The 24873-nt window shown below is 66.1% G+C and carries 24 protein-coding genes; 7 read left to right on the forward strand and 17 right to left on the reverse strand.

Annotation, left to right across the window (positions count from 1 at the left end; all coding sequences use genetic code 11):
* Positions 1–78 precede the first annotated feature (78 nt).
* The 3 genes from ctaC to ACT3UE_RS11310 form a co-directional block, all read right to left on the reverse strand.
* Entirely contained in the window at positions 79–954 is an 876-nt protein-coding gene (ctaC, locus tag ACT3UE_RS11300) for an aa3-type cytochrome oxidase subunit II (protein ID WP_444554940.1), read from the reverse strand.
* A gap of 208 nt (positions 955–1162) precedes the next feature.
* Positions 1163–1540, reverse strand: coding sequence for a HesB/IscA family protein (locus ACT3UE_RS11305; protein WP_444554939.1), 378 nt, complete (start codon positions 1538–1540; stop codon positions 1163–1165).
* An 81-nt stretch (positions 1541–1621) separates the two neighbouring features.
* Positions 1622–3037: a dipeptidase gene (locus ACT3UE_RS11310; RefSeq protein ID WP_444554938.1), complete on the reverse strand. Its 1416-nt coding sequence runs from the start codon at positions 3035–3037 to the stop codon at positions 1622–1624.
* Between the two features lie 61 nt (positions 3038–3098).
* Between ACT3UE_RS11310 and ACT3UE_RS11315 the strand changes: the two genes are divergently transcribed.
* On the forward strand, positions 3099–3683 hold the full coding sequence (locus ACT3UE_RS11315) for a DUF3043 domain-containing protein (protein ID WP_444554937.1): 585 nt from the start codon (positions 3099–3101) through the stop codon (positions 3681–3683).
* Positions 3684–3755: 72 nt separating this feature from the next.
* On the opposite strand, the gene ACT3UE_RS11320 is transcribed toward ACT3UE_RS11315, so the two are convergent.
* On the reverse strand, positions 3756–4829 hold the full coding sequence (locus tag ACT3UE_RS11320) for a quinone-dependent dihydroorotate dehydrogenase (RefSeq protein ID WP_444561396.1): 1074 nt from the start codon (positions 4827–4829) through the stop codon (positions 3756–3758).
* A 60-nt stretch (positions 4830–4889) separates the two neighbouring features.
* On the opposite strand from ACT3UE_RS11320, the gene ACT3UE_RS11325 reads away from it, so the two are divergent.
* Positions 4890–6002, forward strand: a complete 1113-nt coding sequence (locus ACT3UE_RS11325; RefSeq protein ID WP_444554935.1) for an alpha/beta hydrolase — start codon at positions 4890–4892, stop codon at positions 6000–6002.
* Positions 6003–6015: 13 nt separating this feature from the next.
* Here the strand turns inward: ACT3UE_RS11325 and ACT3UE_RS11330 are convergent, their stop codons facing one another.
* From ACT3UE_RS11330 to ACT3UE_RS11360, 7 genes are all read right to left on the reverse strand, one after another.
* Positions 6016–6825, reverse strand: a complete 810-nt coding sequence (locus ACT3UE_RS11330) for an isoprenyl transferase (protein WP_444554934.1) — start codon at positions 6823–6825, stop codon at positions 6016–6018.
* Between the two features lie 3 nt (positions 6826–6828).
* Positions 6829–7581 (reverse strand): DNA repair protein RecO, encoded by a 753-nt coding sequence (gene recO, locus ACT3UE_RS11335; RefSeq protein ID WP_444554933.1) that lies wholly within the window; start codon positions 7579–7581, stop codon positions 6829–6831.
* A gap of 59 nt (positions 7582–7640) precedes the next feature.
* The gene (gene leuA / locus ACT3UE_RS11340; protein WP_444554932.1) at positions 7641–9389 is read right to left on the reverse strand and encodes a 2-isopropylmalate synthase; all 1749 of its coding nucleotides are present in this window, start codon (positions 9387–9389) and stop codon (positions 7641–7643) included.
* Positions 9390–9599: 210 nt separating this feature from the next.
* Entirely contained in the window at positions 9600–10694 is a 1095-nt protein-coding gene (gene era, locus ACT3UE_RS11345; protein WP_444554931.1) for a GTPase Era, read from the reverse strand.
* 5 nt (positions 10695–10699) lie between these two features.
* Positions 10700–12025 carry a hemolysin family protein gene (locus tag ACT3UE_RS11350; protein ID WP_444554930.1) on the reverse strand — a complete coding sequence of 442 codons (1326 nt, stop codon included), beginning with the start codon at positions 12023–12025 and terminating at the stop codon, positions 10700–10702.
* Positions 12022–12495 (reverse strand): rRNA maturation RNase YbeY, encoded by a 474-nt coding sequence (gene ybeY, locus ACT3UE_RS11355; RefSeq protein ID WP_444566734.1) that lies wholly within the window; start codon positions 12493–12495, stop codon positions 12022–12024. The genes ACT3UE_RS11350 and ybeY overlap by 4 nt, the downstream gene beginning before the upstream one ends.
* Positions 12496–12498: 3 nt before the next feature.
* Positions 12499–13638: a PhoH family protein gene (locus ACT3UE_RS11360; RefSeq protein ID WP_444566735.1), complete on the reverse strand. Its 1140-nt coding sequence runs from the start codon at positions 13636–13638 to the stop codon at positions 12499–12501.
* A 275-nt stretch (positions 13639–13913) separates the two neighbouring features.
* Between ACT3UE_RS11360 and ACT3UE_RS11365 the strand changes: the two genes are divergently transcribed.
* Entirely contained in the window at positions 13914–14843 is a 930-nt protein-coding gene (locus tag ACT3UE_RS11365) for a GerMN domain-containing protein (RefSeq protein WP_444554927.1), read from the forward strand.
* A gap of 15 nt (positions 14844–14858) precedes the next feature.
* On the opposite strand, the gene ACT3UE_RS11370 is transcribed toward ACT3UE_RS11365, so the two are convergent.
* Genes ACT3UE_RS11370 through hrcA form a run of 3 tightly spaced genes read right to left on the reverse strand, consistent with a single transcriptional unit; the run spans position 14859 to position 17856 of the window.
* A complete protein-coding gene (locus tag ACT3UE_RS11370; protein ID WP_444554926.1) occupies positions 14859–15662 on the reverse strand; it encodes a 16S rRNA (uracil(1498)-N(3))-methyltransferase in 804 nt (267 codons plus the stop codon).
* Positions 15662–16783, reverse strand: coding sequence for a molecular chaperone DnaJ (gene dnaJ, locus ACT3UE_RS11375; protein WP_444561395.1), 1122 nt, complete (start codon positions 16781–16783; stop codon positions 15662–15664). Before dnaJ ends, ACT3UE_RS11370 begins: the two co-directional genes overlap by 1 nt.
* Before the next feature lie 59 nt (positions 16784–16842).
* Entirely contained in the window at positions 16843–17856 is a 1014-nt protein-coding gene (hrcA, locus tag ACT3UE_RS11380) for a heat-inducible transcriptional repressor HrcA (RefSeq protein WP_444566736.1), read from the reverse strand.
* Positions 17857–18035: 179 nt separating this feature from the next.
* Here hrcA and ACT3UE_RS11385 point away from each other — a divergent pair, with 179 nt between their 5' ends.
* Both ACT3UE_RS11385 and ACT3UE_RS11390 read left to right on the forward strand, forming a co-directional pair.
* Positions 18036–18893 (forward strand): DUF3097 family protein, encoded by an 858-nt coding sequence (locus tag ACT3UE_RS11385; RefSeq protein ID WP_444554943.1) that lies wholly within the window; start codon positions 18036–18038, stop codon positions 18891–18893.
* 97 nt (positions 18894–18990) lie between these two features.
* The gene (locus tag ACT3UE_RS11390; protein WP_444554942.1) at positions 18991–19404 is read left to right on the forward strand and encodes a DUF4870 domain-containing protein; all 414 of its coding nucleotides are present in this window, start codon (positions 18991–18993) and stop codon (positions 19402–19404) included.
* A 75-nt stretch (positions 19405–19479) separates the two neighbouring features.
* On the opposite strand, the gene hemW is transcribed toward ACT3UE_RS11390, so the two are convergent.
* Together hemW and lepA are read right to left on the reverse strand one after the other, a co-directional pair.
* Positions 19480–20709 (reverse strand): radical SAM family heme chaperone HemW, encoded by a 1230-nt coding sequence (hemW, locus tag ACT3UE_RS11395; protein ID WP_444554923.1) that lies wholly within the window; start codon positions 20707–20709, stop codon positions 19480–19482.
* Positions 20710–20714: 5 nt separating this feature from the next.
* A complete protein-coding gene (gene lepA, locus ACT3UE_RS11400; RefSeq protein WP_444561392.1) occupies positions 20715–22568 on the reverse strand; it encodes a translation elongation factor 4 in 1854 nt (617 codons plus the stop codon).
* A 135-nt stretch (positions 22569–22703) separates the two neighbouring features.
* Between lepA and ACT3UE_RS11405 the strand changes: the two genes are divergently transcribed.
* The gene (locus ACT3UE_RS11405) at positions 22704–23240 is read left to right on the forward strand and encodes a type II toxin-antitoxin system PemK/MazF family toxin (RefSeq protein WP_444554921.1); all 537 of its coding nucleotides are present in this window, start codon (positions 22704–22706) and stop codon (positions 23238–23240) included.
* 223 nt (positions 23241–23463) lie between these two features.
* Complete coding sequence (gene rpsT / locus ACT3UE_RS11410) at positions 23464–23724, forward strand: 30S ribosomal protein S20 (RefSeq protein ID WP_444554920.1); 261 nt, start codon at positions 23464–23466, stop codon at positions 23722–23724.
* A gap of 90 nt (positions 23725–23814) precedes the next feature.
* On the opposite strand, the gene holA is transcribed toward rpsT, so the two are convergent.
* Positions 23815–24867: a DNA polymerase III subunit delta gene (gene holA, locus ACT3UE_RS11415; RefSeq protein WP_444554919.1), complete on the reverse strand. Its 1053-nt coding sequence runs from the start codon at positions 24865–24867 to the stop codon at positions 23815–23817.
* Positions 24868–24873: the final 6 nt, after the last annotated feature.

Consider the following 24873-nt stretch of genomic DNA (forward strand, 5'->3'; position numbering starts at 1 on the left):
TCCCTTGGAGACCGGCACGACCCGGGGGGCGAGGGGCTTGGCCTCGTCCGTGGCGTATTCATAAGTAGTCATCGCGGCCTACTCCCCTTCCTCTCCCGGAATGGTGATGGAATTGACCTCGTCCGGCTTGCGGCTGTAGTCCTTGCCGATGTGTCCGTCTTCCATCTCGGAAAGCTTGGACTTGAACTCGGCTTCGGAAACGACCTCGACGTTGAAGAGCATCTCGGAGTGGTACTCGCCGCACAGCTCGGCACATTTGCCGGCGTACGTGCCCTCCTCCTGCGGAGTGAGGTAGATCGTATTGGTCTTGCCCGGAATCATGTCGAGCTTCTGCAGGAAGGCAGGAACCCAGAAGGAGTGGATGACGTCACGGCTGTTCAGCTCGAGCGTCACCGAGGTGTCGACCGGCAGGTACAACGTGGCGATTTCATCGTTCTTGCCCTTGGAACCATCCAAGTGGGCCTGAACGCTGGCATCGTACTTTTCTTCGCCCTGGTAGGAATAGTTGTAATCCCAGGCCCACTGCTTCGCCTGGACATCAACGACCAGTTCGGAATCGACGGGTTCTTCGATGGCGGTCTGGGTGCTATCCGAGAACGTGAAGAACGTCAGGACCATCATCAACGGCACTGCCGTGTAGAGGATCTCCATGGGGAGGTTGTAGCTGAGCTGGCGTGGGAAACCGACTTCGCCCTTACGGCGGCGGTAGGCCACGATGCACCAGATCATCAGCCCCCAGGTCATGATGCCGACCAGAAGGACGGTGACCCATGTGTGGACCCAGAGATCCTGGATGCTTGCAGTGTGGTTGGTGATATCCCGGGATTCGTTCGGGAGCCAGCCACGCTGGACTTGTTCTGAACAACCCGTCAGCAGCAGCGCCCCCGCGCCGGCGATGGCCAGTACCTTGGCCTTGCCCCTGCGACTGCTGCTGGTTCGGTCTTGCGAACTCACAGACGGCCCTTCCTCTTTGTTGGTGCGATACGTGGTCTCGGAGCTGCCAGATTCGGTTCCGGCCGCAGCAAGGCATCCGGCACCGGCACTTCGAGACCAATAGTTTTACTACTCATCGTAGAGCTTACCCTCTCGAACGACGGAATGCCGACCGAAACCCCGTGTCAACCGATGGTTACGTTGACGTGGGATTCAGGTCGGCAGCGTCCTAGTGGAACGAGTCGCCGCAGGCGCAGGAGCCGCCGGCGTTGGGGTTGTCGATGGTGAAGCCCTGCTTGGAGATGGTGTCCTCGAAGTCGATGGAGGCACCGGCGAGGTAGGGCACGCTCATCTTGTCGATGATGACGTCGACCCCCTCGAAGGTGCGCACGGCATCACCATCGAGCTGGCGCTCGTCGAAGTAGAGCTGGTAGATCAGGCCGGAGCAGCCACCCGGCTGGACGGCCACGCGCAGGCGGAGATCGGTTCGCCCTTCCTGCTCCAACAGGCTGCGGACCTTTTCCGCGGCCACATCGGAGAGAAGCACCTCGTGGGTCTTGAGCTCCTCGGTGGAACCGGCGGTCGAATCATTGGTCGTGGCGGTCATCTGGTCCTCCAATATTGCTTGTTCCGGAGGGCGGCACCGTAGCGTGCCGTCCCCTCATGTCCCATGGTACGACAGGCACCCTTATTTCAGTCCTTCTGAATCAAGCCGCGCCAGAAGCAGTGCTTCGGCGATGACGGCCTTGCGGAAATCCTCGAGATGCAGCGACTCGTTGGCGCTATGGGCCCGCGAGTCGGGGTCCTCGACCCCGGTGACCAGGATCTGGGCCTGCGGGTAGACATCGAGCAGATCGGCGATGAACGGAATCGAGCCGCCGATGCCGGTTTCCACGGGGGTGACGCCCCAGGCCTTCTCCAAGGACCACAGGCTGGCCCGGGCGGCTGCCGCCTGGGTGTCGGTGGAGAAGGCATTGCCCTGTTCGACGGCGGTGAAGTCGACCTGGGCGCCGAAGAGGTCCTGTGACTCCACGTGGCGTTGCAGCGCCTCGGCTGCTTCCTGCGGATCCTGGCCGGGGGCCAACCTGACGCTGATCTTCAGCCGGGTCGACGGCTGCAGGGTGTTGGAAGACAGATCCACGGAAGGCATGTCCATGCCGATGACCGACAGTGCCGGTTTGTTCCAGAGCCGGTCGGCCAGCGCGCCGGTACCGGCCAGGCGGTATCCCTCGACCACCGAGGAATCGGCCCGGAAGTCGGCCTCGGCGTAGTCCACCGGATCGGTGTCGCGGGCCAGCAGACCCTCGACGGCGACGTTGCCTTCATCATCATGGAAGGAGGCGATCAGTCGCGCGGCCACGGTGGGGGCATCGAGGACCGGGCCACCGAACATGCCCGAATGCACTGCGTGGTCCAGGACGCGGACTTCGATCTCGGCGCCGACCATCCCCCGCAAGCTGGTGGTCAAGGCCGGGACACCGACCTTCCAGTTGCTGGAATCGGCCACGACGATCACATCGGAGGCCAACAGTTCGCGGTGCTTCTCCAGGAACGGGCGGAAGGAGGGCGAACCGGCTTCCTCCTCCCCCTCGAAGAAATAGGTCACTCCGACGCCGAAGTCCTCCACGACGTCGAGCACCGCGCGCAGCGAGGCGATGTGGACCATGATGCCCGCCTTGTCATCGGCGGCACCACGACCGTACAGCCGGCCCTCGGATTCGGTGGCTTCGAAGGGGGCGGTGTTCCACAGGTCCGGATCCCCCGGGGGCTGGACATCGTGGTGGGCGTACAGCAGGATCGTTGGCTTGCCGGGCTGGGCCGGGCGCCGGCCCACGACGGCCGGGGAGCCCGGCTTGCCCTCGGGGGTGTCCACCGAAAGGATCTGTACGTCCTCCATGCCGGTGGAACGGACCAATGCGGCGACGGCTTCGGCGCTGCGATCGAGTTCGGCGGCATCGAAGGCCTCCCAGGCGATCCCGGGGATGGCGACAAGGGATTTCAGCTCGGTCAGGGTCTGGTCGATGGCACGGTTCACGCGCTCGGTGATCGCTGCCAGATCGACGCCGTGATCGACGGCGGCGGAAACGGGTTCGGAAGTAGTCATGGCTTCAGCCTACAACCGCCCGGCGTTTCGGCTGCGGGAGAGGCCCGGCTAGACTTGGCACGTGTTTGGAAGCAAAAAAGCCGATGCCGCACAGCCGCCGGCCACCCCAGAAGAGTCAGACAGCCCGGCCCTAGGCAAGGGCACGCCGACGCCGAGGCGCAACAGCCAGCAGGCGCAGAACAAGCGTCCCCTGGTGCCCAGCGACCGGAAGGCGGCCAAGGCCCAGGCGCGCCAGCAGCGTTCGGCCGCCCAGGAGCGGATGCGTCTGGCCAACGAGACCGGCGACGAACGCTACCTCTCGACCCGGGACAAGGGTCCGCAGAAGCGTTTCGCCCGCAACTTCGTGGACTCCCGCTGGATGGTCGGTGAGTTCCTGATGATCATCATCCTGGTCTTCCTCATCATCTCCTTCTCGATGAGCAGCAACATCCAGGTCACCGCCTACGTCACCTTCGGTTTGTGGATCGTCCTGGGCGTCACGGTCCTGGACTCGTTCATCATGACGCGCCAGCTCAAACGGCGCTTGACCGATAAGTTCGGCACCCGGGACCGTGGAGTGCTGTGGTACGCGGCGATGCGCGGCCTGCAGTTCCGCAAGCTGCGCCTGCCGAAGCCGCAGGTCGCCCGCGGCGGACCGGTCGACTGACCGCACTGCTTCCCGGAGCATGCAACGAGGGCCCCCACCATCGGTGGGGGCCCTCGTTGCCTGTGTGCAGGATCAGCGACCGGAGAAGGCCTTGCGCAATCCGCGGTTGATCCGGGCGACCCAGAACGGGCCTTCATACAGGAAGGCGGTGTACCCCTGGACCAGATCCGCCCCGGCCGCCAGGCGTTCCAGGACATCGTCCGCCGTCTCCACTCCCCCGACCGAGATCACCGTGGACTCCTGTGGCAAGGTCGAGCGCAGGCGGCGCAGCACGTCCAATGACCTGGACTTCAGCGGGGCACCACTCAGACCGCCGGCTCCGTATTCGCGGATCCGATCGGGAACCGTGACCAATCCGGTGCGCTCGATGGTGGTGTTGGTGGCCACGACTCCTTCCAACCCGAGCTCGGTGACCAGCGCGGCCACGTCATCGACATCAGAGTCCGCCAGATCGGGGGCGATCTTCACCAGGAGGGGGACATGCCTTCCCGTGGTCCGGTCCGCTTCGGCCCCGACGGCGGCCAGCAGTGGACGCAACGAGTCGATGCCCTGGAGCAGGCGCAGCCCAGGAGTGTTCGGGGAACTGACGTTGACCACCAGGTAGTCCGCCGCGCCAGCCAGTTCCCGGGTTCCTGCCAGATAGTCCTCGATGGCATCGTCCAGCTCGACGAGTTTGGTCTTGCCGATGTTCAGGCCCACGACCGGCCGGTCGGGGCCGAACCGTCGGGTCAGGACGGGCAACGCGGCGCGGATCCGGGGGGCGACCGCTGCGGCACCGTCGTTGTTGAATCCCATCCGGTTGATCACCGCACGATCCTCGACGAGCCGGAACAGTCGTGGTTTCGGGTTCCCTGGTTGGGCCTGGCCGGTGATCGTCCCGATTTCGAGATGCCCGAAGCCCAGATCCGCCAGGGCCGCAACCCCGTGGCCCTCCTTGTCGAAACCGGCAGCCAGACCGAAGGGTGAGGGAAAATCAAGGCCCATGACCCGGCGCTTCAGGCTTGGGTGCGGGCGGGTGATCCGGCGCAGCACCGCCGAAGCCCCGGTGGTTTCGGCCAGGCGGATGAGCCGGAAGCCGATCTGGTGGGCCTTTTCGGGATCCATGCCGGAGAAGACCACACGGAAGAACGTCGGGTAGAAGCGCATGCCACCAGTCTTCCCTGCCCATGCTGCCGCTGCCAACTCCACCATGGATATGCTCGACACATGCATAGCGAGGAACCGCAGTACGCGGTCGACACCCGTCCCGGGCAGTGGGTCGAGGATGAACTGGGGCCGGGATTCAGCTACACCACGATTGCCCGCGGACGGGATGAGGAAGGTCCCCTCAGTGCCACGTTGGTGCGCTACCTGCCCGTCGAGGCGTCCTCGCCGGAGCCACCCCGGGAACAGAAGCATTGGCGCGATGCCATGCTCAACCTCCGCCAGGGACTGGACCGGGTCCTGGCCGGCGGGCCGCAGGCCGGCGCCGCCACCGAGGAGCCCACCGACGTCGTGCTGGGGATGCATGGCTGGACCGACTATTTCTACAACGCGGAACTGGCCAGGTATTGGGCCGGACGGGGATACCGTTTCTACGCGTTGGATCTGCGCCGGTACGGTCGCAGCCTCAGATCCTGGCAGACCCCGGGATTCGTCACCTCGCTCACCGAGTACGACGTCGATATCGAAGCCGCGCTGGCCACGATCAGGGAGGATGTGGGTCCGGTGGGCCGGACCCTCTGCGTGGCCCACTCCACCGGGGGTCTCACGGCGAGCCTCTACGCCCATCGCCACCCCGGGGTGTTCACGGCGCTGATCCTGAATTCACCCTGGCTGGAGATGCAGGGCAGCTGGTTGGTCCGCAACGCGGCCGCCGGACTACTCGATCCGTTGGCGAGGGTGCGGCCCAAGGCCAGGATCAAGCTCCCCGAGGTCGACCACTACTGGCAGTCCCTGTCCAACCGGGCGCATGGGGAATGGGACATCCATCCACTCTGGCGCCCACGCCATGCCTTCCCGGTCACCGCCGGATGGATCACTGCGGTCCTGGCCGGACACGCGGAGGTCAACCGGGGACTGGATATCAAGGCACCGGTGTTGGTGATGACCTCAGACCGGACGCATCTGGGGACCTCCTTCGAACCCGAGATGCTGGTTTCGGACACCGTCATCGAGGTGGAGACGGTCAGGCAGCGGGCCCTGAAGCTGGGCCACGAGGTGGCGATCGTGCGGATTGAAGCGGGGATGCATGACCTGTTCACCTCTGCTGCGCGGACCCGTGCGAAGGCCTACGAGGCGGTGACCCGGTTCTGCGACGGGTACGTCCCCGCGCCCTGAGCGGTTCCGGCATTCATTCGGTGGGGGTGTCCATGGCGGCGCCGAAGCGCCGATCGCGGCGGGCGTAGATCCCGACGGCCTCCCAGAGCGTGCGCCGGTCCACATCGGGCCAGAGCACATCCATGAAGACCATTTCGGCGTAGGCGGATTGCCAGAGCATGAAGTTGGAGGTCCGTTGCTCCCCCGAGGACCGCAGGAACAGGTCGACATCGGGAAGATCCGGTTCGTCCAGATAGCGTCCGATGGTCTTCTCGGAGATCCCGCGGGGTTTCAGCCGCCCGGCGGCGACATCCTCGGCGATCGCCGACACCGCGTCGGCGATCTCGGCCCGGCCACCATAGTTCACGCACATGGTCAGATGGCAGACGTCGTTGTCCTTGGTCTGTTCCTCGGCCTCGAGCAGTTCGTTGACCACCGAACGCCAGAGCCTGGGGCGCCGGCCGGCCCAGCGCACCCGGACCCCCCAGGCGTCGAGCTGGTCCCGCTGCCGGTGGAGCACATCCCGGTTGAAGCCCATCAGGAACCTGACTTCCTCGGGGCTGCGCTTCCAGTTTTCGGTGGAAAAGGCGTAGACCGACACGTATTTCACGCCCAGTTCGATCGCCCCGGCCATCACATCGAGCAGCGCGGCCTCCCCCGCCTTATGTCCTTCCGTGCGTGGCAGTCCGCGTTGGTTGGCCCAGCGTCCGTTGCCGTCCATCACGATGGCCACATGCCGGGGCACCAGCTCGGCGGGGATGCGTGGGGCCGTGGCACCACTGGGGTGCGGCCACGGGGCGAGGACGTCGGGACGGTTCGCCCGCTGGCGGGAGGATCGCTTCATCAATCAGGCTCTTTCCACGTGTTTGAGGGACTTGACGACCCGTTCCAGATGCCATTGCAGATACCCCGCCACCATACCGGCAGCCTCCCGTCGGGCCGAGGCATCGGCGTGAAGCGTCGCAGGCCAATCCCCGGTGAGCAGGGCGGCCAGCAGGGAAACGGTCGCCGGGGCCGGGGAGCTGGACCCGGCAGGACGGCATTCGGCGCAGACGACCCCGCCCAGGGGGATGTTCAGGGCGGTATGCGGGCCGGGGGCCCCGCAGTGCACGCAGTCGGTGAAGCTCGGGGCCCACCCGGCGGTGGCCAGCGCCCGGAGCAGATAGGAATCCAGCAGCAGGCCGGGATCCTGGGCGCCGCGGGCCATCGCCGCGATGGCACCGTGGAGCAACCTGAACTGGGTGGCCGCGGATTCGGTATCGGCTTCGGTGAGGCGCTCGGCGGTTTCGGCCATGGCGCTGGCACTGGTGTATCTCGAATAGTCCAGCGACAGGGACTGGCCGTAGGGATGGCGCAATTGGGCCTGGGTGATGATGTCCAGGCTCCGACCACGGACGACCTGGGCCTCTACGAACATGAAAGGCTCCAGGGTGGCCCCCATTTTGGAGCTGGTGCGGCGCACCCCCTTGGCCACGGCACGGACCTGGCCGTGATCGGAGGTCAGCAACACGATGATCCGGTCGGCCTCGCCCAACTTATAGGTGCGCAGGACCAGACCCCGGGTCCGGTAGGACTTCGCGGCGAAACTGGAACGGGGCACGGCTCCAGTATCCCAGAGAAGCCGTGCCCCATGTGCCGCCGGTGGCTGTAGTTGCCGCCTCAGGCCTGCTGTGCGTTGTCCCAGATTGCCCGGTTGACCGCCGAGATGACGGCCTTCAAGGAGGCGGTGGTGGTGTTCGCATCGATCCCCACGCCCCACAGCACACGTTCGCCGACCGCGCATTCGACGTAGGCGGCGGCCTGGGCCGAACCGCCTTCACTCAACGCGTGTTCGGTGTAGTCCAGGACGCGCAGATCCACGCCGTCGGCGGAGAGGATGTTCACCAGCGCGTTGATCGGGCCGTTTCCGGTTCCCGAACGTTCCTGCTCGACGCCGTTGGAGACCAGGGCCATGTCCAGGGTGAACGACCCGTCCTCGTCGGTGCGGGTGCGCGTGTTCCCCAACCGGTAGTGGCCCCAGCTCTCCCCCTCGAAGGTTTCGCAGGGCAGGTACTCGTTCTGGAACTGCTGCCAGATGCTTGCCGGGCTGATCTCCCCGCCGTCGCCTTCGGCCAGGCGTTGGATGACCCCGGAGAATTCGATCTGTGCCCGACGTGGCAGGTCCAGTGAATGGTCGTGCTTGAGCACGTAGGCGACCCCGCCCTTGCCGGACTGCGAGTTCACCCGGATGACCGCCTCGTAGGACCTGCCGATGTCCTGCGGATCGACCGGCAGGTAGGGAACGGCCCACGGGATGTCGTTGATGTCCTTGCCCGCTGCGGCGGCCTTGGCCTCCATATGTTCGAAGCCCTTCTTGATGGCGTCCTGGTGGGAGCCGGAGAAGGCGGTGAAGACCAGATCGCCACCATAGGGTGAACGTTCCGCGACGGGCAGCTGGTTGCAGTATTCGACGGTGCGGCGGATCGACTCCATGTCGGAGAAGTCGATCATCGGGTCGATGCCCTGTCCGTAGAGGTTCATCCCCAGGGTGATCAGGTCGACGTTGCCGGTGCGCTCCCCATTGCCGAACAGGCATCCTTCGATGCGGTCGGCGCCGGCCATGTAGCCCAGTTCCGCGGCCGCTACCCCGGTGCCCCGGTCGTTGTGGGGGTGCAGGGAGAGGATGATGGAGTCGCGGTTGCGCAGGTTGCGGTGCATCCATTCGATCGAATCCGCGTAGACGTTGGGGGTGGCCATCTCCACCGTGGCGGGCAGGTTGAGGATCATCTGGTTCTCCGGGGAGGCCTCGAGGACCTCGGCCACGGAGTCGGAGATGCGGCGGGCGAACTCCAGTTCGGTCCCGGTGTAGGACTCGGGCGAGTACTCGTAGGTGATCCTGGTGCCGGTCAGCTGTTCCTCGAACTTCTTGCACAGCCGGGCCCCGGTCAGTGCGATGTCCACGATGCCGTCCTGGTCCTGCTTGAATACCACCTCACGCTGGAGCACCGAGGTGGAGTTGTACAGGTGCACGATCGCCTGCTTGGCCCCTTCGAGGGATTCGTAGGTCCGCTCGATCAGGTGTTCGCGGGCCTGGGTGAGGACCTGGATGGACACGTCCTCGGGGATGCGGTCCCGTTCGATGAGCTGGCGGACGAAATCGAAGTCCGTCTGCGAGGCCGAGGGGAAACCGACTTCGATCTCCTTATAGCCCATCTTCACGAGCAGATCGAACATCTGGTGCTTGCGTTCGGGGCTCATCGGATCGATGAGGGCCTGGTTGCCGTCCCGCAGATCGACGGCGCACCACCGCGGTGCCTTGTCGATGATCTTGTCCGGCCAGGTGCGGTCGGGCAGTTCGACGGTGATCTGATCCTGGAAGGGGATGTACTTCTGGATCGGCATTCCTGAGGGCTTTTGCATGTTCTGCATGGATCTAGGGGGCCTTTTCAGTGGTGGTTGAAAATGCAGGCCGGCAGCACGAAACTCCGCAACGGGGGGTCGGCCCTAGTGACTGGTGTCCAGAAGATCCCCGTCGCGGCTACCTAGTAGAAGGAGTTCCGCATGCATGAAATTCACCCTAGCATCAGGTCCGGGCCGGTTCGAAGGTCCGCACCGAATGTTTCGTCGGTGGGGCCGGCCCTAGAATCCGAGGCGGCCGAGCTGTTTCGGATCCCGCTGCCATTCCTTGGCGACCTTCACATGCAGGTCGAGGTAGACCCGGGTTCCCATCAGCGCCTCGATCCCCTGCCGGGCCCGGGTCCCGACCTCCCGCAGCCGTGAACCGGCCCGGCCGATGATGATCGCCTTCTGCGAGGAGCGTTCGACGAACAGGTTGACGTGGATGTCCAGCATCGGGCTGTCCTCCGGCCGGTCCTCGCGCGGGATGACCTCCTCGACGACGACGGCCAGGGAATGCGGCAACTCGTCGCGGACCCCCTCCAGGGCGGCTTCGCGGATGAGCTCGGCGATCAACACGGACTCCGGCTCGTCCGTCAGTTCCCCGTCCGGATACAGCGGCGGGGACAACGGCATGGTCTTCGCCAGGACATCCGAGACGGCTTCGACCTGGAAGTCCCCGGTGGCCGAAACGGGCACGACGGCGGCCCAGCCCGACTCCCCCAGGGTCTCGACCCCCAATTCGGTGACGGCCACCAGCTGGCGGGCCAGGGCCGACCGGTCGACCAGATCCGCCTTGGTCACGATCGCCACGATGGGCTTGCGCTTCAACTGGCCGAGTTGGGTGGCGATGAACCGGTCACCGGGGCCGATCTTCTCGTTGGCCGGGATGCAGAATCCGATGGCGTCGACCTCGGAGAGGGTCTCGGCGACCAGATCGTTGAGGCGTTGACCCAGCAGGGTGCGCGGCCGGTGCAGCCCGGGGGTGTCCACGAGGACCAGTTGGGCGTCATCGCGGTGGACGATCCCGCGGATGGTGTGCCGTGTCGTTTGGGGCTTGGCCGAGGTGATGGCGATCTTCTGACCGACCAGGGCGTTGGTCAAGGTCGACTTGCCGGCGTTGGGCCGCCCCACGAAGGAGGTGAAACCGGCCCGGAAATCCTCGGGCCATTCGGTGGGTAGCGCGCTGACGGCGCGCCGCGGGCCCACCCCGGGTTCCTGGACCACGGACTCGGAGACATGCGGTGGCCGGGACTGCGGGGCCCTGGCTGCCTGGTGGGGGTTCTTGCCTGCTCCGCGACGTGCTGGCCCGGGGTTGCGGCGTTGCTGTGCTGCCATCGGTTTCATTCCTTGTTCTCGCGGGGGACGTCGTCGGCGGCCAAACGGCCCAACGATCCCTCATCATTGTCTGCGGCTTCGGGGTATTCGTCGACCCAGGCCAGGACGAAACCGATCCGGTTGCGCCGTCCGGCGAGGCGTTCGGCGTGGATGCGGATGCCGTCGACGGTGACCTCGGAACCGACGATCGGCACCCGGCCCAACGTCTTGGCCAGCAGGCCGCCGACGGTGTCGACCTCGTCGTCGGTGATCCGGCGTTGGAACAGTTCGGCGAAGTCATCGATGCTCATCCGGGCGCTGACCCGGAAGACGCCGTCCTCCAGCTCCTCGGACTCGTTCGTGGAATCGTCGTATTCGTCGTCGATCTCCCCGACGATCTCCTCGATCAGGTCCTCCAGGGTGACCAGGCCCGCGGTACCACCGTACTCGTCGATGACGATGGCCACGTGGGTGGATTCGCGTTGGAGTTCCTGGAGCAGTTCGGCCACGGACTTCGATTCGGGCACGTAGCGTACGTCGCGGCAGGCCTGTTCGACCAGGTGGTGGTCATCGGGCCGGGCATGCAGGCGGGCCGCGACGTCCTTGAGGTAGATGATGCCCACGATCTGGTCGGGGTTGTCGCGGATGACCGGGATGCGTGAGCAGCCCGAACGCAGGAACAGGCTCATCGCCTCTCCGAGGCTGGAGCCGTGGTCGACCGTCACCATATCGGTACGCGGCACCATCACGGCCCTGACCCGGGTATCGCCCAGCTCGAAGACCGAGTGGATCAAATCGGCTTCGACGTCCTCGATGATGTCGGCCTCGTGGGCGCGGTCGACCATGTCACGGAACTGTTCTTCGGTGAAGAACGCCTCCTCGGTCGCCGGGGCGCCCTTGGCCACGCTGCTGCCCAGGCTGACCAGCCAGCCGGGGATCGGTCCCAGGACCAGGCGCAGCACACGGACCATCGGCGCGCTGAGCACCACGACGCTGCGGCTGCGGACCCGCCCGTAACGGCGTGGGGAGACCCCGACCAGGACGAACCCGACCGCTGCCATGGTGACGGTGGCCAGCAGGCCTGCCCACCAGATGTTGTCCAACAGGTCGTGGTAGAGCAGGGCGATCGCCACCGCACCGGCGGTTTCGAACCAGATCCTCCAGAACCGCACGGCATGGGTATGGGCTGCCGGATCGGAAAGGATCAGGCGCAACTGCCGGCGGGGGCGCTCCGCCAGCATGTCTTCCGCCTCCTGCCGGGGCAAGGCCAGGAAGGCCGCTTCGGAGGCCGTGAGGATCGCCGCGCAACAGACGAAGACCAACGCCAGGGCCAGCAGCAGGGCAGGAATCATTCGGTGGTCTCGCGGGGAGCCTTCCGACCGAGGAACTCCTCCAGCAGGGTGCGTTGCAGGGAGAACATCTCTTCCTTCTCCTGGGGTTCCTCATGATCGAAACCCAGCAGGTGGAGGGTGCCGTGGGTGGCCAGCAACAGGATCTCGTCCTCCGTGGAGTGGCCCCCGCTTTCGGCTTGCCGGGCGGCGACCTGGGGGCAGATGACCAGATCCCCGAGCATCCCCGCGGGGGTCAGCGAGCCGGGGCTGCCCGGACGCAGTTCATCCATGGGGAAGGACATCACGTCGGTGGGTCCATCCAGATCCATCCAATCCACGTGCAGGCGCTCGATGCCCTCCTCGTCGAGCAGGATGACGGAGACCTCCGCCTCGGGGTGGACGCGGAGGGAATGCAGGATATGCCGGATGAGGCGCTCGAGTGCCTCGAGGTCGGCCTCGACCCCCGATTCGTTGTTGACTTCGATGCTCATGTTCTAGGACTCCGGCTCGGTGGCTTGTACGGTCGGGGGCTGTTCTTCGCTGCCGGCTTCCGCCGCCCGACGGTGGGCGATCCGTTCGCGGGCCGCGGCGTTGTCCTGTGCGGCGGCGCGACGGCGTTCGGACCCGGTGTCCTCCTGCGGGTCGTCCGCCCATTTCTCATAGGCGCTGACGATGTCCCCGACCAGCCGGTGGCGCACCACATCGGTGGCGTCGAGATGGCAGAAGGTGATGTCCTCGACCGAGCCCAGGATCTGCGAGACGACCTTCAGCCCCGATCTGGACCCGCCGGGCAGGTCGATCTGGGTGATGTCGCCGGTGACGACGATCCTGGAGCCGAAGCCCAGCCGGGTCAGGAACATCTTCATCTGTTCCGGCGTCGTGTTCTGGGCCTCGTCCAGGATGATGAACGCGTCGTTGAGCGTCCGTCCGCGCATATAGGCCAGGGGGGCCACCTCGATGGTCCCGGCGGCCATCAGGCGCGGAATGGATTCCGGATCGATCATGTCGTGCAGCGCGTCGTAGAGCGGGCGGAGATACGGATCGATCTTCTCGTTCAGGGATCCGGGCAGGAAGCCGAGCTTCTCCCCCGCCTCGACGGCCGGACGGGTGAGGATGATCCGGTTGACCTCCTTGGCCTGGAGGGCCTGGACGGCCTTGGCCATGGCCAGATAGGTCTTGCCGGTGCCGGCAGGTCCGATCCCGAAGATCACCGTATTGGCGTCTATGGCATCGACGTAGGCCTTCTGGTTGACCGTTTTGGGGCGGATGCGTTTGCCGCGCCCGGAAATGACGTTCAATCCGAAGGTCTCCGACCCGGAACGGTGCACCGCGCCGTCGGTTTCGACCATCCGGACGAGCTGTTCGACCAGTTGGGCGGAAACGCGGGTGCCCCGCGCGGCCAGCGAGCGGGCTTCCTTCACCACGTGTTCGGCCCGTCCCGCCGGAGCGGACTCACCGGTGATGCGCAGTTCGTTGCCGCGGACATGCAGGTCCACGGAGGGATAGACCCCCTCGAGGATGCGCAGGACCTCGTCGTTCGCGCCGAGCGCACCGATCATCTGCTCGCTGCTGGAAAACGTGATCACCGTGGCCCGGTTCGCTTCCGGTGCGGTGGTGTTGTCCTCGTCGGTCATCCTAGTGGGTTGGCCCTCCCGATCGCGTGCTGGTTGACAGCCGTTCCGACCGCTGCAATGCGGTCGTTCGGCACCCTTCCATCCTACGGGACAAGCCCGCAGGAGGCGCTCGTTATTCATGCAACTGTATATATCGGTCTTGCAACGGTCCTGCTTGGGGCGCCGAAGTGGGGCCCCGACCCCGGCCTCGTGTGCCAATATTAATGGTCGGTCGCGGCACGCGTGTGTCTCCGCCCCGTCTTTGAACCTCCACCGAGCCGAAGGATTCCCCCCACGTGATCGCCGCCCACACCAACCGCCGGACCCGCGGTCGCATGGTGATGCTGATTGCGGTGCTGTCCCTGGGGGCGGTTTCGGCGTGCGTGGGATCCCCGGAGGGCTTCCCGAGCAGCATGCCGGCGGCCACCGACGTCTCCTCCTCCGTGGCGGGACGCAGCAGTTCGGCGGCGTTGGAATCACTGAGCGGTCCGCATCTGTCCCCGATCTACTGGCTGGGTGAACGCGATTCGACCGTCTACCTCTATCGGGAGTACGTCGCCGCCGAGGATCAGGGTGATCCGGTCACCACGGCGATCAAATACCTCACCGAACAGCAGCCCGACGATCCGGATTACTTCAACCTCTGGAGCAAACCCTCGCGGATCGGCACCTCGATCGACGCCGACAACGTCATCACCGTCGACCTCTCGGCCGACGCCTTCCACCGCAAGCTCGACGACGGTCTGGCCCAGCGGGCCATCCAGCAACTGGTCTACACCACGACGGCCGCGGCCGCCGCGTCGGGGCTGATCGGACAGGAACCGGCCGCCAGCGTCAACATCCTGGTGGACGGGCATTCGGGCTTCAATGCCTTCGGGCATGTGGAACTGACCGGGCCGATCCAGCGCAATAGCCGATTCCGGGCCCCCATCTGGATCATCGACCCCCAGCAAGGGGCCGAGGTCCCGGCCGGAGCGCTGAAGATCCAGGGCACCTCGGCCACCTTCGCCGGGGGGACCCACTGGGAACTGACGCGCAGCGAAGAAGACAAACAGGTGCGCGTCGACTCCGGGACCGTGAAGCTCGGTGAGGGTGATCTGGCCGATAACGCCTTCGCCCTGACCTCCGGCGTCGAACCCGGGGAATACACGCTCTCCGTCTGGGGCACCAAGGACGGTTCCAGCGACCGGCAGGCCGAGGACTCCAAGACCATCACCGTGAAGTAGGGCGGCCTCCCCGGCCTAGAGGTCCAGCAGCCCGGCCACCTGGCGGGCGACGACCAGCGCGGCCGGCCCGGCCGTCGAAGCGCGCAGGACATGGCGTCCCAGGACCGCGGTCTTCGCTCCGGCTTCCACGAGCCGGGAGACCTCGGAATCGGCGATGCCCCCCTCGGGGCCGACCAGCAACAGGATGCGCGGACGGGCGGCCGTAGGATCCGGGGTTCCGGACTCGTCCATGAAATCCCGGACGACGGCGGACAGCGGTTCGGTGGCCCCCTCATGCAGGATGACCGCCAGTTCGGGGCCCTTCCCGGCCCCGGTAAGACCCAACCTCGCGGCCAGCTGCGCCGTCGACACGACCGGGGCGACCTCGGGGCGACGACTCCGCCGGGATTGTTTGACCGCCGAGCGGACCGTCGCCTCCCATTTGGCCCTGCCCTTTTCGGCCTTTGCCGCCGGCCAACGGACCACCGAGCGGTCGGACTGCCACGGCTGGATGGCGTCCACGCCCAGCTCCACGGCCGCCTCGACGGCCTGCAGATCCCGGTCCCCCTTGGCGAGGGCCTGGACCAGGACCAGCTGGACCGGTGGCTGCTCCTCGTGCTCGATCCGGTCGATGACGGCGCTCAGGGACGCCTTCCCCGCCTGCCGGACGGTGCAGACGGCGCGGGTACCCGTCCCGTCGAGCAGATCGATCTGCTCTCCGGGACGGACCCTTTTGACCGTCACCGCGTGGTGGCCTTCGGGCCCGTCGAGGTCGACGGCGTCGCCGGGGGCCGCCGTGGCGGGCAGCCCCTCATCGAGCAGGAACGCCTGGTTGCTCATCAGGCGCGGTGGCCCAACTTATCGCGTAGCCGTGAAAAGACCCCGCCCCGTTCGGCCAACCGGCCCTCGGCGAATTCCTCGTCACGCAGGGTGGCCAGACGTTCGAGCAGCTCACGCTGTTCGTCGTCGATCTTCGTGGGGGTCTCCACCTGCAGGTGGACGACCAGATCGCCGCGGCTGCCCCCGCGCAGCCGGGGGACGCCCAGCTGGGAGAGCTTGACCGTATCGGCCGACTGGGTGCCCGGCTCGATCAGGATGTCCTGCTCGCCGTCGAAGGTCTCCAACTTCATGTCGGTGCCCAGGGCCGCCGCCGTCATCGGGATGCGCAACGTGGCATGGAGATCGTTGCCTTCGCGTTCGAAGACCGCATGGCGTTTGACGTTGATCTCCACGTACAGGTCGCCCGACGGTCCGCCGCCGGGCCCCGCTTCGCCCTGGCTGTCCAGGTGGATGCGGGTGCCGGTGGCCACGCCCGCGGGGATCTTCAGCTGCTTGGACACCCGCTCACGCACTCGGCCCTGGCCCATGCATTCGTTACAGGGGCTGGGCAGCGTGGTGCCGAAGCCACGGCAGGCGCTGCAGGTTTCGATGGTCATCATGTTGCCCAGGAAGGAGCGGACCGGACGCTGCACCTGGCCCTGCCCCTGGCAGATGGTGCAGGTCTCCGGCGAGGTCCCCGGCTGGCAGCAGGTGCCTTGGCAGACGCCACAGGTGACCGCGGTTTCGATGTCGAGGGTGTAGACGGTCCCCTGGACCGCGTCCTTGAGATCGATGCTGGCGGTCACCAGCGCATCCCGTCCACGCTGGGTCCGCGAGGCGGGACCCTGGGCCGCTCCCCCGCCGAAGAACTGTTCGAAGATGTCCCCGAAGCCGCCGAAGCCGCCACCGCCACCTCCGCCGCCGGCGGTGCCGTTCTCATTGCCCGTCGCATCATAGATCTCACGCTTCTGCGGGTCCGACAGGACCTCGTAGGCGTGGGTGACGGATTTGAACCTATCCGAGACATCCTCGCCCGGGTTCACGTCCGGGTGGAGCTTGCGGGCGAGCTTCCGGTAGGACTTCTTGATTTCCTCGGCGGAGGCGTCGCGCGCGACGCCGAGGGTTTCGTAGTGGCTGCTCACAGTGTGTGCTGTGTCCTTTCCGACAATCTGTACATGCTTATTCCCCGGGCCCTGGTCCGTCAGCCGGCCAGGATGCGGGAAAGATAACGGGCGACCGCTCGTACGGCCGCCATGCTGGTGGGGTAGTCCATGCGGGTGGGACCCAGGACCCCGACCTTGGCCGCGGCACCGGGGCCGTAGCCGGTGGCCACGACCGAGGTCTCGGCCAGGCCGCCGTAGGGGTTCTCCCGTCCGATCTGCACGGCGATGCCCCGGGCGTCCTGTTCCAACTCGGAGAACAACCGCAACAGGACCACTTGTTCCTCGAGGGCTTCGAGCACCGGGGTGATCGTCAACGGGAAGTCCCCGGTGGAACGCGCCAGGTTGGCGGTCCCTGCCATGATGATCCTCTCGATCACCGAGTTGTCCCCCAACGAAGCCAGGGCCTGGGCCAGGATCCGTCCGGAATCGCGCAGGGATGGAACCATTTTCTCACAGGCGGCCAGGGCCAGATCACCGATGCTCTGCATCCGCTGGCCCGAGGTGGCTGCCAGGAACGTGGCCTTGAGGTCGGCCAATGATTCATCGCTGGTCTCCGGAGGGACCAGGACCACCCGTTGGTCGACCTTGCCGGTGTTGGTGATCAGGATCGTGAGGACCTGACCGGACCCCAGACCCACCAACTCTATGTGGCGGACCGTGGCATCGCTAAACTGCGGCACCTGGAGCACGGCGACCTGGTTGGTCAGCTGGGACAGGAGCCGGACCGTGCGTTCCAGGACTTCGTCCAGGTCGTTGGTCCCCTCCAGCATGCGGTGGATGGCCCGGCTTTCCGCGGTGGAGAGGGGGCGGACGGCGTCGATCTGGTCCACGAAGTAGCGGTAGCCCTGTTCGGTCGGGATCCGCCCCGAGGAGGTGTGCGGGGCGATGATCAGTCCCTCTTCCTCCAGGGCCGACATGTCGTTGCGGATGGTGGCCGCCGACACGCCCAACCGGTGCCGTTCAACCAGGGCCTTGGAGCCGACCGGTTCCCGGGAATGGACATAGTCCTCGACGATCGCCCGCAGGACCTCGAGGCGCCGTGGTACTGACATTCGATCCTCCTGTGGGTCTCGCGGTGGATGGACGGATTGCGGCCTCGTGGCTTAGCACTCGACACGCCTAAGTGCTAAGTCTAATACGAATGACCGCTTGTTAGCATGGTGGCCGCGCGCATCGGCGCCGGCGGCCCGCTCCTCGCGACCGCCCGACCCAGTGAAAGGCCGTGTCAGCATTGGATATCCACCAGTGGGGAGCCCAGAATCTATCGGCACCGAAAGCCCGCCAGCTGCGCCGGGTGCCCGCCGCCCTGGGCCTGTTGCTCGAAGACGTGCAATCCGGCTGGGTCGGTGAAGTCGTGCGGATCGAACGTTCCGGGGGCCTGCGTCTGGTCGTCCTGGAGGATCGTCGGGGCAAGACCCGGTCCTTCCCCACGGGCTTCGGTTTCCTGATCGAAGGCGAGCCGGTCGAGGTCATCGAACCACAGGCCGTGGCGGCCGCCCCCGGGGCCGGAGGCGGCCGGAGCGCCTCCGGTTCGGTGAAGGTCTCCAACCTCAAGGCCCGTACCGCATTGGCCAGCCGGATCTGGGTCGAGGGCAAGCACGACGCCGAACTGGTCGAAAAGGTCTGGGGCCACGACCTGCGGGTGGAAGGGATCGTCGTCGAACCCCTGCATGGTGTCGATGACCTGGCGGGGGCGATCGCCGAGTTCTCCCCGGGGCCCGAGCGCAAGCTGGGGATCCTGGTGGACCACCTGGTCTCCGGGACCAAGGAGGAGAAGATCGCCGCCGAGGCCATGCGGGTTCCGGGGGCCCGGTCCAATGTCCTGATCGTCGGGCACCCCTATGTCGATGTCTGGCAGGCAATCCGCCCGCAGGTGCTGGGCATCACCGCATGGCCGGTCATCCCGCGGGGAACCGATTGGAAGACAGGTATCCTCAAGGGTCTGGGGTGGGCCCATGCCAGCCAAGCCGATGTGGCCCTGGGATGGCGGCGGCTATTGGGCCAGGTGAACAGTTTCACCGACCTGGAACCGAGCCTGCTCGGGCGGGTCGAAGAGGTCATTGACTTCCTGACCACCGGCCGAAACTGACCTCTCGGCGCGCCGTACGTCCCGCGAAGGGGTACCGGAGGCCCCCGGGGGCGATAAACTAGGCAAAATCGTGTTGGACGGGAGGAACGACTTGGTGATGAACGGATCAGGCAAGAAGCCCGGCGAAGGCTCGGCCGACGCCGGACGCTTCGAGGGTTCGTCATCGGCTCCCCTGCCGCTGACACCTTCGGAAGATCGCCAGTGGGCGACGATTGCGCACTTCGGGGGCATCCTGGGATGCATCCCGTCGGGGATCATCTACCTCGTCTATCGGGACCGCGGGGCCTTCACCGCCCAGGAATCCAAGGAGGCGCTGAACTTCACGCTTCCGTTGACGGTGCTGGCCCTGATCTCCAACCTGCTCATGTTCATCCCGGTGGTCGGTGGGGTCTTCGCCATCATCGCCGTCGCGCTGTGGACCTATATCACCGTCAGCGGCGTGGTCGCCGGGATCGAGGTCAACCGCGGTCGTCCCTACCGCTACCCCTTCAACCTCAGACTCATCGATTAGCACTCGCCCCGGTACGGAGTTCGGGCGGGCCCGGGAACCTGGTTCCCGGGCCCGCTTCCGTTCGGGGCAGGGCCCCTAGAAGTCCAGGAGCCGACGCACGATGGCGTCGGCCAGCAGACGGCCATTCAAGGTGGGGATGATCCGGCCGCCCACGGCGGCCGAGCCCTCGATGAGTCCGTCGGAAATCAGCCCGGCCACGGCGTGGCGTCCCGAGGCAGGCAGCTCCGCGACCGGAAGACCGTCGACGATCCGGGTCAGCAGCATCGTCCGCTCGAGCAGACGCGCCTGCTCATCGGGGCTTTCGCGTCCGGCCGCCGGGGAAGTCCCGGCGTCGATGCGCTGCTGGTAGGCCGCAGGATGCTTGACGTTCCACCAGCGCAGACCTCCGACATGAGAATGCGCTCCGGGTCCGGCGCCCCACCAGTCGGCACCCTTCCAGTAGGCCATGTTGTGGCGGCACCGGGTTGCTTCGCTCCGGCTCCAGTTGCTGACCTCATACCAGGAGAACCCGGCGGCGGTGAGCAGTTCCTCGGCCAGCAGATACTTATCGGCGTGGTCGTCGTCATCGATGTCGGCGACTTCGCCGCGACGAATCTGGGCGGCCAGCCGCGTCCCGTCCTCGATGATCAGGGCGTAGGCGGAAATATGATCGGGGTCATAGGTCAGGGCCGTCTCCAGCGAGGCCCGCCAATCCTCCAGTGACTCCCCCGGAACCCCATAGATCAGATCCACGCTGACGGCCAGTCCGGCTTCGCGGGCCCACGCGACCGCCTGGCCGACCCCTTCGGGGCGGTGGGTGCGGTCCAGGGTCTTCAAGACGTGGGGAACGGCCGATTGCATGCCGAAGGACACCCGGGTGAAGCCGGCCTCGGCCAGGGTGCTGAGCGATTCGAACGTCACCGAGTCCGGGTTGGCTTCGGTGGTGATCTCCGCACCGTCCTGCAACCCCCATGTCCCACGGATCGTCTCCAGGACCGAGGCCAGATCCTCGGCCGGCAACAGGGTCGGGGTTCCCCCGCCGAAGAAGACGGTGGAGACCTTCCGGTCGGGCAACCCGCTGGCTCGCAGGACCCCTCCGCCGAACTCCAGCTCGGCGGAGGCCGCGGCCGCATAGGTGTCCTGGCTGGATCCGGAGCCTAGTTCATGGGCCGTATAGGTGTTGAAGTCGCAGTATCCGCAGCGCACGGCACAGAACGGGATATGCACATAGACACAGAAGTCGCGTTCGGTGGCGCCGTCGATGGTGCTGGCGGGCAGCAGGCCATCGGCCGGCGCCGGATCCCCGAGGGGCAAGGCAGAAGGCATGAAGGCTACTTCTTGGCCTTGTCCGCGGAGCCCTCGGAGGACAAGGCGGCGATGAAGGCTTCCTGCGGCACCTCGACGCGGCCGACCATCTTCATGCGCTTCTTGCCTTCCTTCTGCTTTTCCAGCAGCTTGCGCTTACGCGAGATATCGCCGCCGTAGCATTTGGCCAGGACGTCCTTGCGGATGGCCCGGACGGATTCACGGGCGATGATCCGCGAGCCGATGGCCGCCTGGATGGGGACCTCGAACTGCTGGCGCGGAATGAGTTCGCGCAGCTTGCGGGTCATCATCACCCCGTAGGGGTAGGCCTTGTCCTTATGGGTGATCGCGCTGAATGCGTCCACCGCCTCGCCTTGGAGCAGGATGTCGACCTTGACCAGATCGGCGACCTGTTCGCCTTCGGCCTTCCAGTCGAAGGAGGCATAACCCCGCGTCTTGGATTTGAGGAAATCGAAGAAATCGAACACGATCTCGGCCAGCGGCAACAAGTACCGCAATTCCACCCGGTCCTCGGAGAGATAGTCCATGCCCAGCATCTGACCGCGGCGGGATTGGCACAATTCCATGACCGAGCCGACGAATTCGTTCGGGGTCAGGATCGTGCCGGCCACCATCGGTTCGCGCACTTCCTGGATCTTGCCGGCAGGGAATTCGCTGGGGTTGGTCACGGTGACCACCGACTTGTCCTCGGTCACCACGTCGTAGATGACGTTGGGGGCCGTGGAAATGAGGTCCAGGTTGAACTCGCTCTCCAGACGTTCCCGCGTGATCTCCAGGTGCAGCAGGCCCAGGAAGCCCACCCGGAACCCGAAGCCCAGGGCCACCGAGGTCTCCGGTTCGAAGGTCAGGGCCGCATCGTTGAGCAACAGCTTGTCCAGGGCATCGCGCAGCACCGGGTAATCCGATCCGTCGATCGGGTACAGCCCGGAGAAGACCATGGGCTTGGGGTCCTCGTACCCGCCGAGGGACTCCGGCGCGGGGTTGGCGAAGGAGGTGATGGTATCGCCGACCTTGGACAGGCGGACGTCCTTCACCCCGGTGATCAGATAGCCGACCTCGCCTACGCCCAGACCCTTGCAGGGGGTCGGTTCGGGGGATGACACCCCGATCTCGAGCACCTCGTGGGCGGTGCGCGTGGACATCATCTGGACCTTCTCGCGCGGGCTCAGCTTCCCGTCGACGACGCGGACGTAGGTGACGACGCCACGGTAGGTGTCGTAGACGGAGTCGAAGATCATCGCCCGGGCCGGGGCATCGGCATCGCCGACCGGGGGCGGGAGTTCGCGGACGATCTTGTCCAGCAGTGCATCGACGCCTTCACCGGTCTTGCCCGATACCTTCAACACGTCTTCGGGATCGCCGCCGATGAGGCCGGCGATTTCGGCGGCATACTTCTCGGGTTGGGCGGCCGGCAGGTCGATCTTATTGAGCACCGGGATGATCGTCAGATCGTTTTCCATGGCCAGGTAGAGGTTGGCCAGGGTCTGGGCCTCTATCCCCTGGGCGGCATCGACCAGCAGGATCGCCCCCTCGCTGGCTGCCAGGGAGCGGGAGACCTCATAGGTGAAGTCGACGTGGCCCGGAGTGTCGATCATGTTCAGTGCGTAGGAGACGCCATCGACTTCCCACGGCATGCGCACGGCCTGGGATTTGATGGTGATGCCGCGCTCGCGCTCGATATCCATCCGGTCCAGGTACTGTGCCTTCATCTCACGCTGGGAGACGATCCCCGTGGATTGCAGCATCCGGTCGGCCAGGGTGGATTTCCCGTGGTCGATATGGGCGATGATGCAGAAGTTCCTGAGGATCGCCGGATCGGTTGCGGCAGGCACCGGTGCGGTGCGGGCCATGGGTGACACGTAGGTGACCTCACTCTGGGGTTCTTGTTGGGATGGATCGAGGGCGCAGTTGCACCACAGCACCTCATTGTTCCACGATTCGGGCCCGAGTCTGACCCCGCAGTGGGTGTGGCGCAGCGCTGTTACCGTGGGCGCATGCAGATCAGCGCCGGTAACATCAGGAAATTGGTTCGGCTCGGTTCCAAGGCCTTCCGGGCTTTTCGCCGTAGCCAGGGATCGACGCCCGGCCCCTCACGGAGCCCCGGAACTTCCCCGGCCGGTTCATCGGGGCCAGAGGGTGGACGCCCCTATCCCGGCGACTACGAGGGCCGATTCACCCCCCGGTATGCCCCACGGCCGGACGGCCATCCGGATCCGGGGGAAATCGTCTGGACCTGGGTCCCCTATGAAGAGGACCCCTCCCGGGGCAAGGATCGTCCGGTGCTGCTGGTGGGCCGTGACGGGGAGTTCCTCCTGGGGCTGATGCTCACCTCCCAGGACCACAACAACCGCCGGCACCGTGATCGGGACTACGTCGACATCGGGACCGGGGCCTGGGACCGGGCCGGCAGGCCCAGCGAGGTCAAGGTCGATCGGGTCATCCGTGTGGACCCGCAGGGCATTCGTCGCGAAGGGGCCGTGCTGGACCGAGGCGCCTTCGAGCGGGTCGGCCGGGCCCTGGGCGGAGCCTGAGGGCGCAGCGTTCCAGCCTGGAGCGTCCCGACGGGCCGACCCGCCGGAAACTGCTTCGAATCGCGGGCATCGGCCTTAGCTGCTAAGATTGCTTGCTGTGTGTCCGCGCAGGTCGACGGGCACTTCTCCCGGGTCGCCATAGGTATCCCCACGCCGCTCAGTCGATGGCTCGGGAGGGATCCCTCACCGACCATTTTCCGCGAAAGCAAGAGAGTTTAAACTAGTGGCAAACATCAAATCCCAGAAGAAGCGCATCCTCACCAACGAGAAGGCCCGCGCCAACAACGCGGCAGTCCGTTCGGATGTGAAGACCGCCATCCGCGCAGTCAAGCAGGCTGTGACCAAGGCTGATAAGGATGCCGCCACGGCAGCGCTGCGCGTTGCAGGCCGCAAGCTGGACAAGGCCGTCTCCAAGGGTGTCCTGCACAAGAACAATGCAGCCAACCACAAGTCGGCCATCTCCAAGAAGGTCAACGCGCTCTAAAGCCCGTTCAAGGTTTCATCGCAAGAAGCCGCTTCCGGTTCTCCGGAGGCGGCTTCTTCGTTTAATGCCCCCGGCCCCGGGGCCCTGGGTTCAGCGCCGGGCAGCCAGGGCGATCCCGGTGACGGCCCGCTCCACCGCATAGCGCGGATCGCGGGAAGCGCCCTTGACCTGGGCATCCGCCTCGGCCACCAGGCGCAGGCAACGCACCAGGTCATCGGAGGAGAAAAAGCGGGCCTGCTCCTGGGCCTGTTGGATCTGCCACGGTGCCATGCCGAACTCCTGGGCCATGGATCCTGCGGAACGGCGTTGCCCGGAGACCTTGGCCACCTGACGCAGTTTCATGGCCAGTGCCGCGACGATGGGGACCGGGTCGGTACCGGTGGCCAGGGCATGGCGCAGGGCCCCCAACGCCGCGGGGCCACGACCCGACAGGGCGGCATCGGCCACCTTGAAGCCGGTGGCTTCCACCCGCCCGCCGAAGTACCGGTCCACGGTCTCCTGATCGACCTCACCCGTGGTGTCCTGGATCAATTGCGAGCAGGCCGCCGCCAATTCGCCCAGATCGGCGCCGACGGCTGCCACGAGGGCACGGGTGGCCTCGGGAAGGATCCTGCGGCGGGCCTCCTTGAATTCGTGGGAGACGAACTCGACCTTCTCGGAGTCCCTCTTCAACGGCTGGCAGTCGATGACCCGGGCCCCGGCGGCCTTGAGTGCATCAAGGACCTTCTTGCCGCGGTTGCCCCCGGAGTGGTGCAGGATCATGACCACGTCCTGGGCCGGGGAGGCCGCGTAGGCGAGCGCGTCGTCGAGGAAGTCCTCGTTCATGGTCGCCAGCGAGGTGGCCTCGATGATCTTGGCCTCACCGAACAGGGAGGGGCTGGCTGCCAGCAGCAGCTCGCCGCGCTGGTAGGTCGACGCATCGAAGGCCGTCACCTCGGCGTCCCCGTCGCGGTGGCGAACCTGCCGGCGGATCGATTCGATGACCCTTCCGGCAAGGTAGGCCTCGGGTCCCTGGAGAAGGACCAGCGGGGCGGGGGCGGCCTGGCGCCAACCGGTGCGGTCCTGTGCACGCGTTCCCGAGGCCCGGGACGGGCCCGAGGTCTTATTGGCCACCCTGATCCACCTTCCATTGGAGTCTGACATTGCATC

It is taken from the genome of Arthrobacter sp. 179 (assembly GCF_052379645.1).
In the GTDB taxonomy this organism is placed as follows: Bacteria; Actinomycetota; Actinomycetes; order Actinomycetales; family Micrococcaceae; genus Arthrobacter_H.

Excerpts from the sequence above, each read along its gene's own strand:
- ACT3UE_RS11405 (WP_444554921.1), top strand. The coding sequence starts at position 22,704 with ATGCAGATCAGCGCCGGTAACATCAGGAAATTGGTTCGGCTCGGTTCC.
- ACT3UE_RS11320 (WP_444561396.1), bottom strand. The coding sequence starts at position 4,829 with ATGCGCTTCTACCCGACGTTCTTCCGTGTGGTCTTCTCCGGCATGGAT.
- hemW (WP_444554923.1), bottom strand. The coding sequence starts at position 20,709 with ATGCCTTCTGCCTTGCCCCTCGGGGATCCGGCGCCGGCCGATGGCCTG.
- ACT3UE_RS11330 (WP_444554934.1), bottom strand. The coding sequence starts at position 6,825 with ATGAAGCGATCCTCCCGCCAGCGGGCGAACCGTCCCGACGTCCTCGCC.
- ybeY (WP_444566734.1), bottom strand. The coding sequence starts at position 12,495 with ATGAGCATCGAAGTCAACAACGAATCGGGGGTCGAGGCCGACCTCGAG.
- ACT3UE_RS11305 (WP_444554939.1), bottom strand. The coding sequence starts at position 1,540 with ATGACCGCCACGACCAATGATTCGACCGCCGGTTCCACCGAGGAGCTC.
- ACT3UE_RS11310 (WP_444554938.1), bottom strand. The coding sequence starts at position 3,037 with ATGACTACTTCCGAACCCGTTTCCGCCGCCGTCGATCACGGCGTCGAT.
- ACT3UE_RS11350 (WP_444554930.1), bottom strand. The coding sequence starts at position 12,025 with ATGATTCCTGCCCTGCTGCTGGCCCTGGCGTTGGTCTTCGTCTGTTGC.
- ACT3UE_RS11325 (WP_444554935.1), top strand. The coding sequence starts at position 4,890 with ATGCATAGCGAGGAACCGCAGTACGCGGTCGACACCCGTCCCGGGCAG.
- ACT3UE_RS11360 (WP_444566735.1), bottom strand. The coding sequence starts at position 13,638 with ATGACCGACGAGGACAACACCACCGCACCGGAAGCGAACCGGGCCACG.
- hrcA (WP_444566736.1), bottom strand. The coding sequence starts at position 17,856 with ATGTCAGTACCACGGCGCCTCGAGGTCCTGCGGGCGATCGTCGAGGAC.
- leuA (WP_444554932.1), bottom strand. The coding sequence starts at position 9,389 with ATGCAGAACATGCAAAAGCCCTCAGGAATGCCGATCCAGAAGTACATC.
- holA (WP_444554919.1), bottom strand. The coding sequence starts at position 24,867 with ATGTCAGACTCCAATGGAAGGTGGATCAGGGTGGCCAATAAGACCTCG.
- ACT3UE_RS11370 (WP_444554926.1), bottom strand. The coding sequence starts at position 15,662 with ATGAGCAACCAGGCGTTCCTGCTCGATGAGGGGCTGCCCGCCACGGCG.
- era (WP_444554931.1), bottom strand. The coding sequence starts at position 10,694 with ATGGCAGCACAGCAACGCCGCAACCCCGGGCCAGCACGTCGCGGAGCA.
- ACT3UE_RS11390 (WP_444554942.1), top strand. The coding sequence starts at position 18,991 with ATGAACGGATCAGGCAAGAAGCCCGGCGAAGGCTCGGCCGACGCCGGA.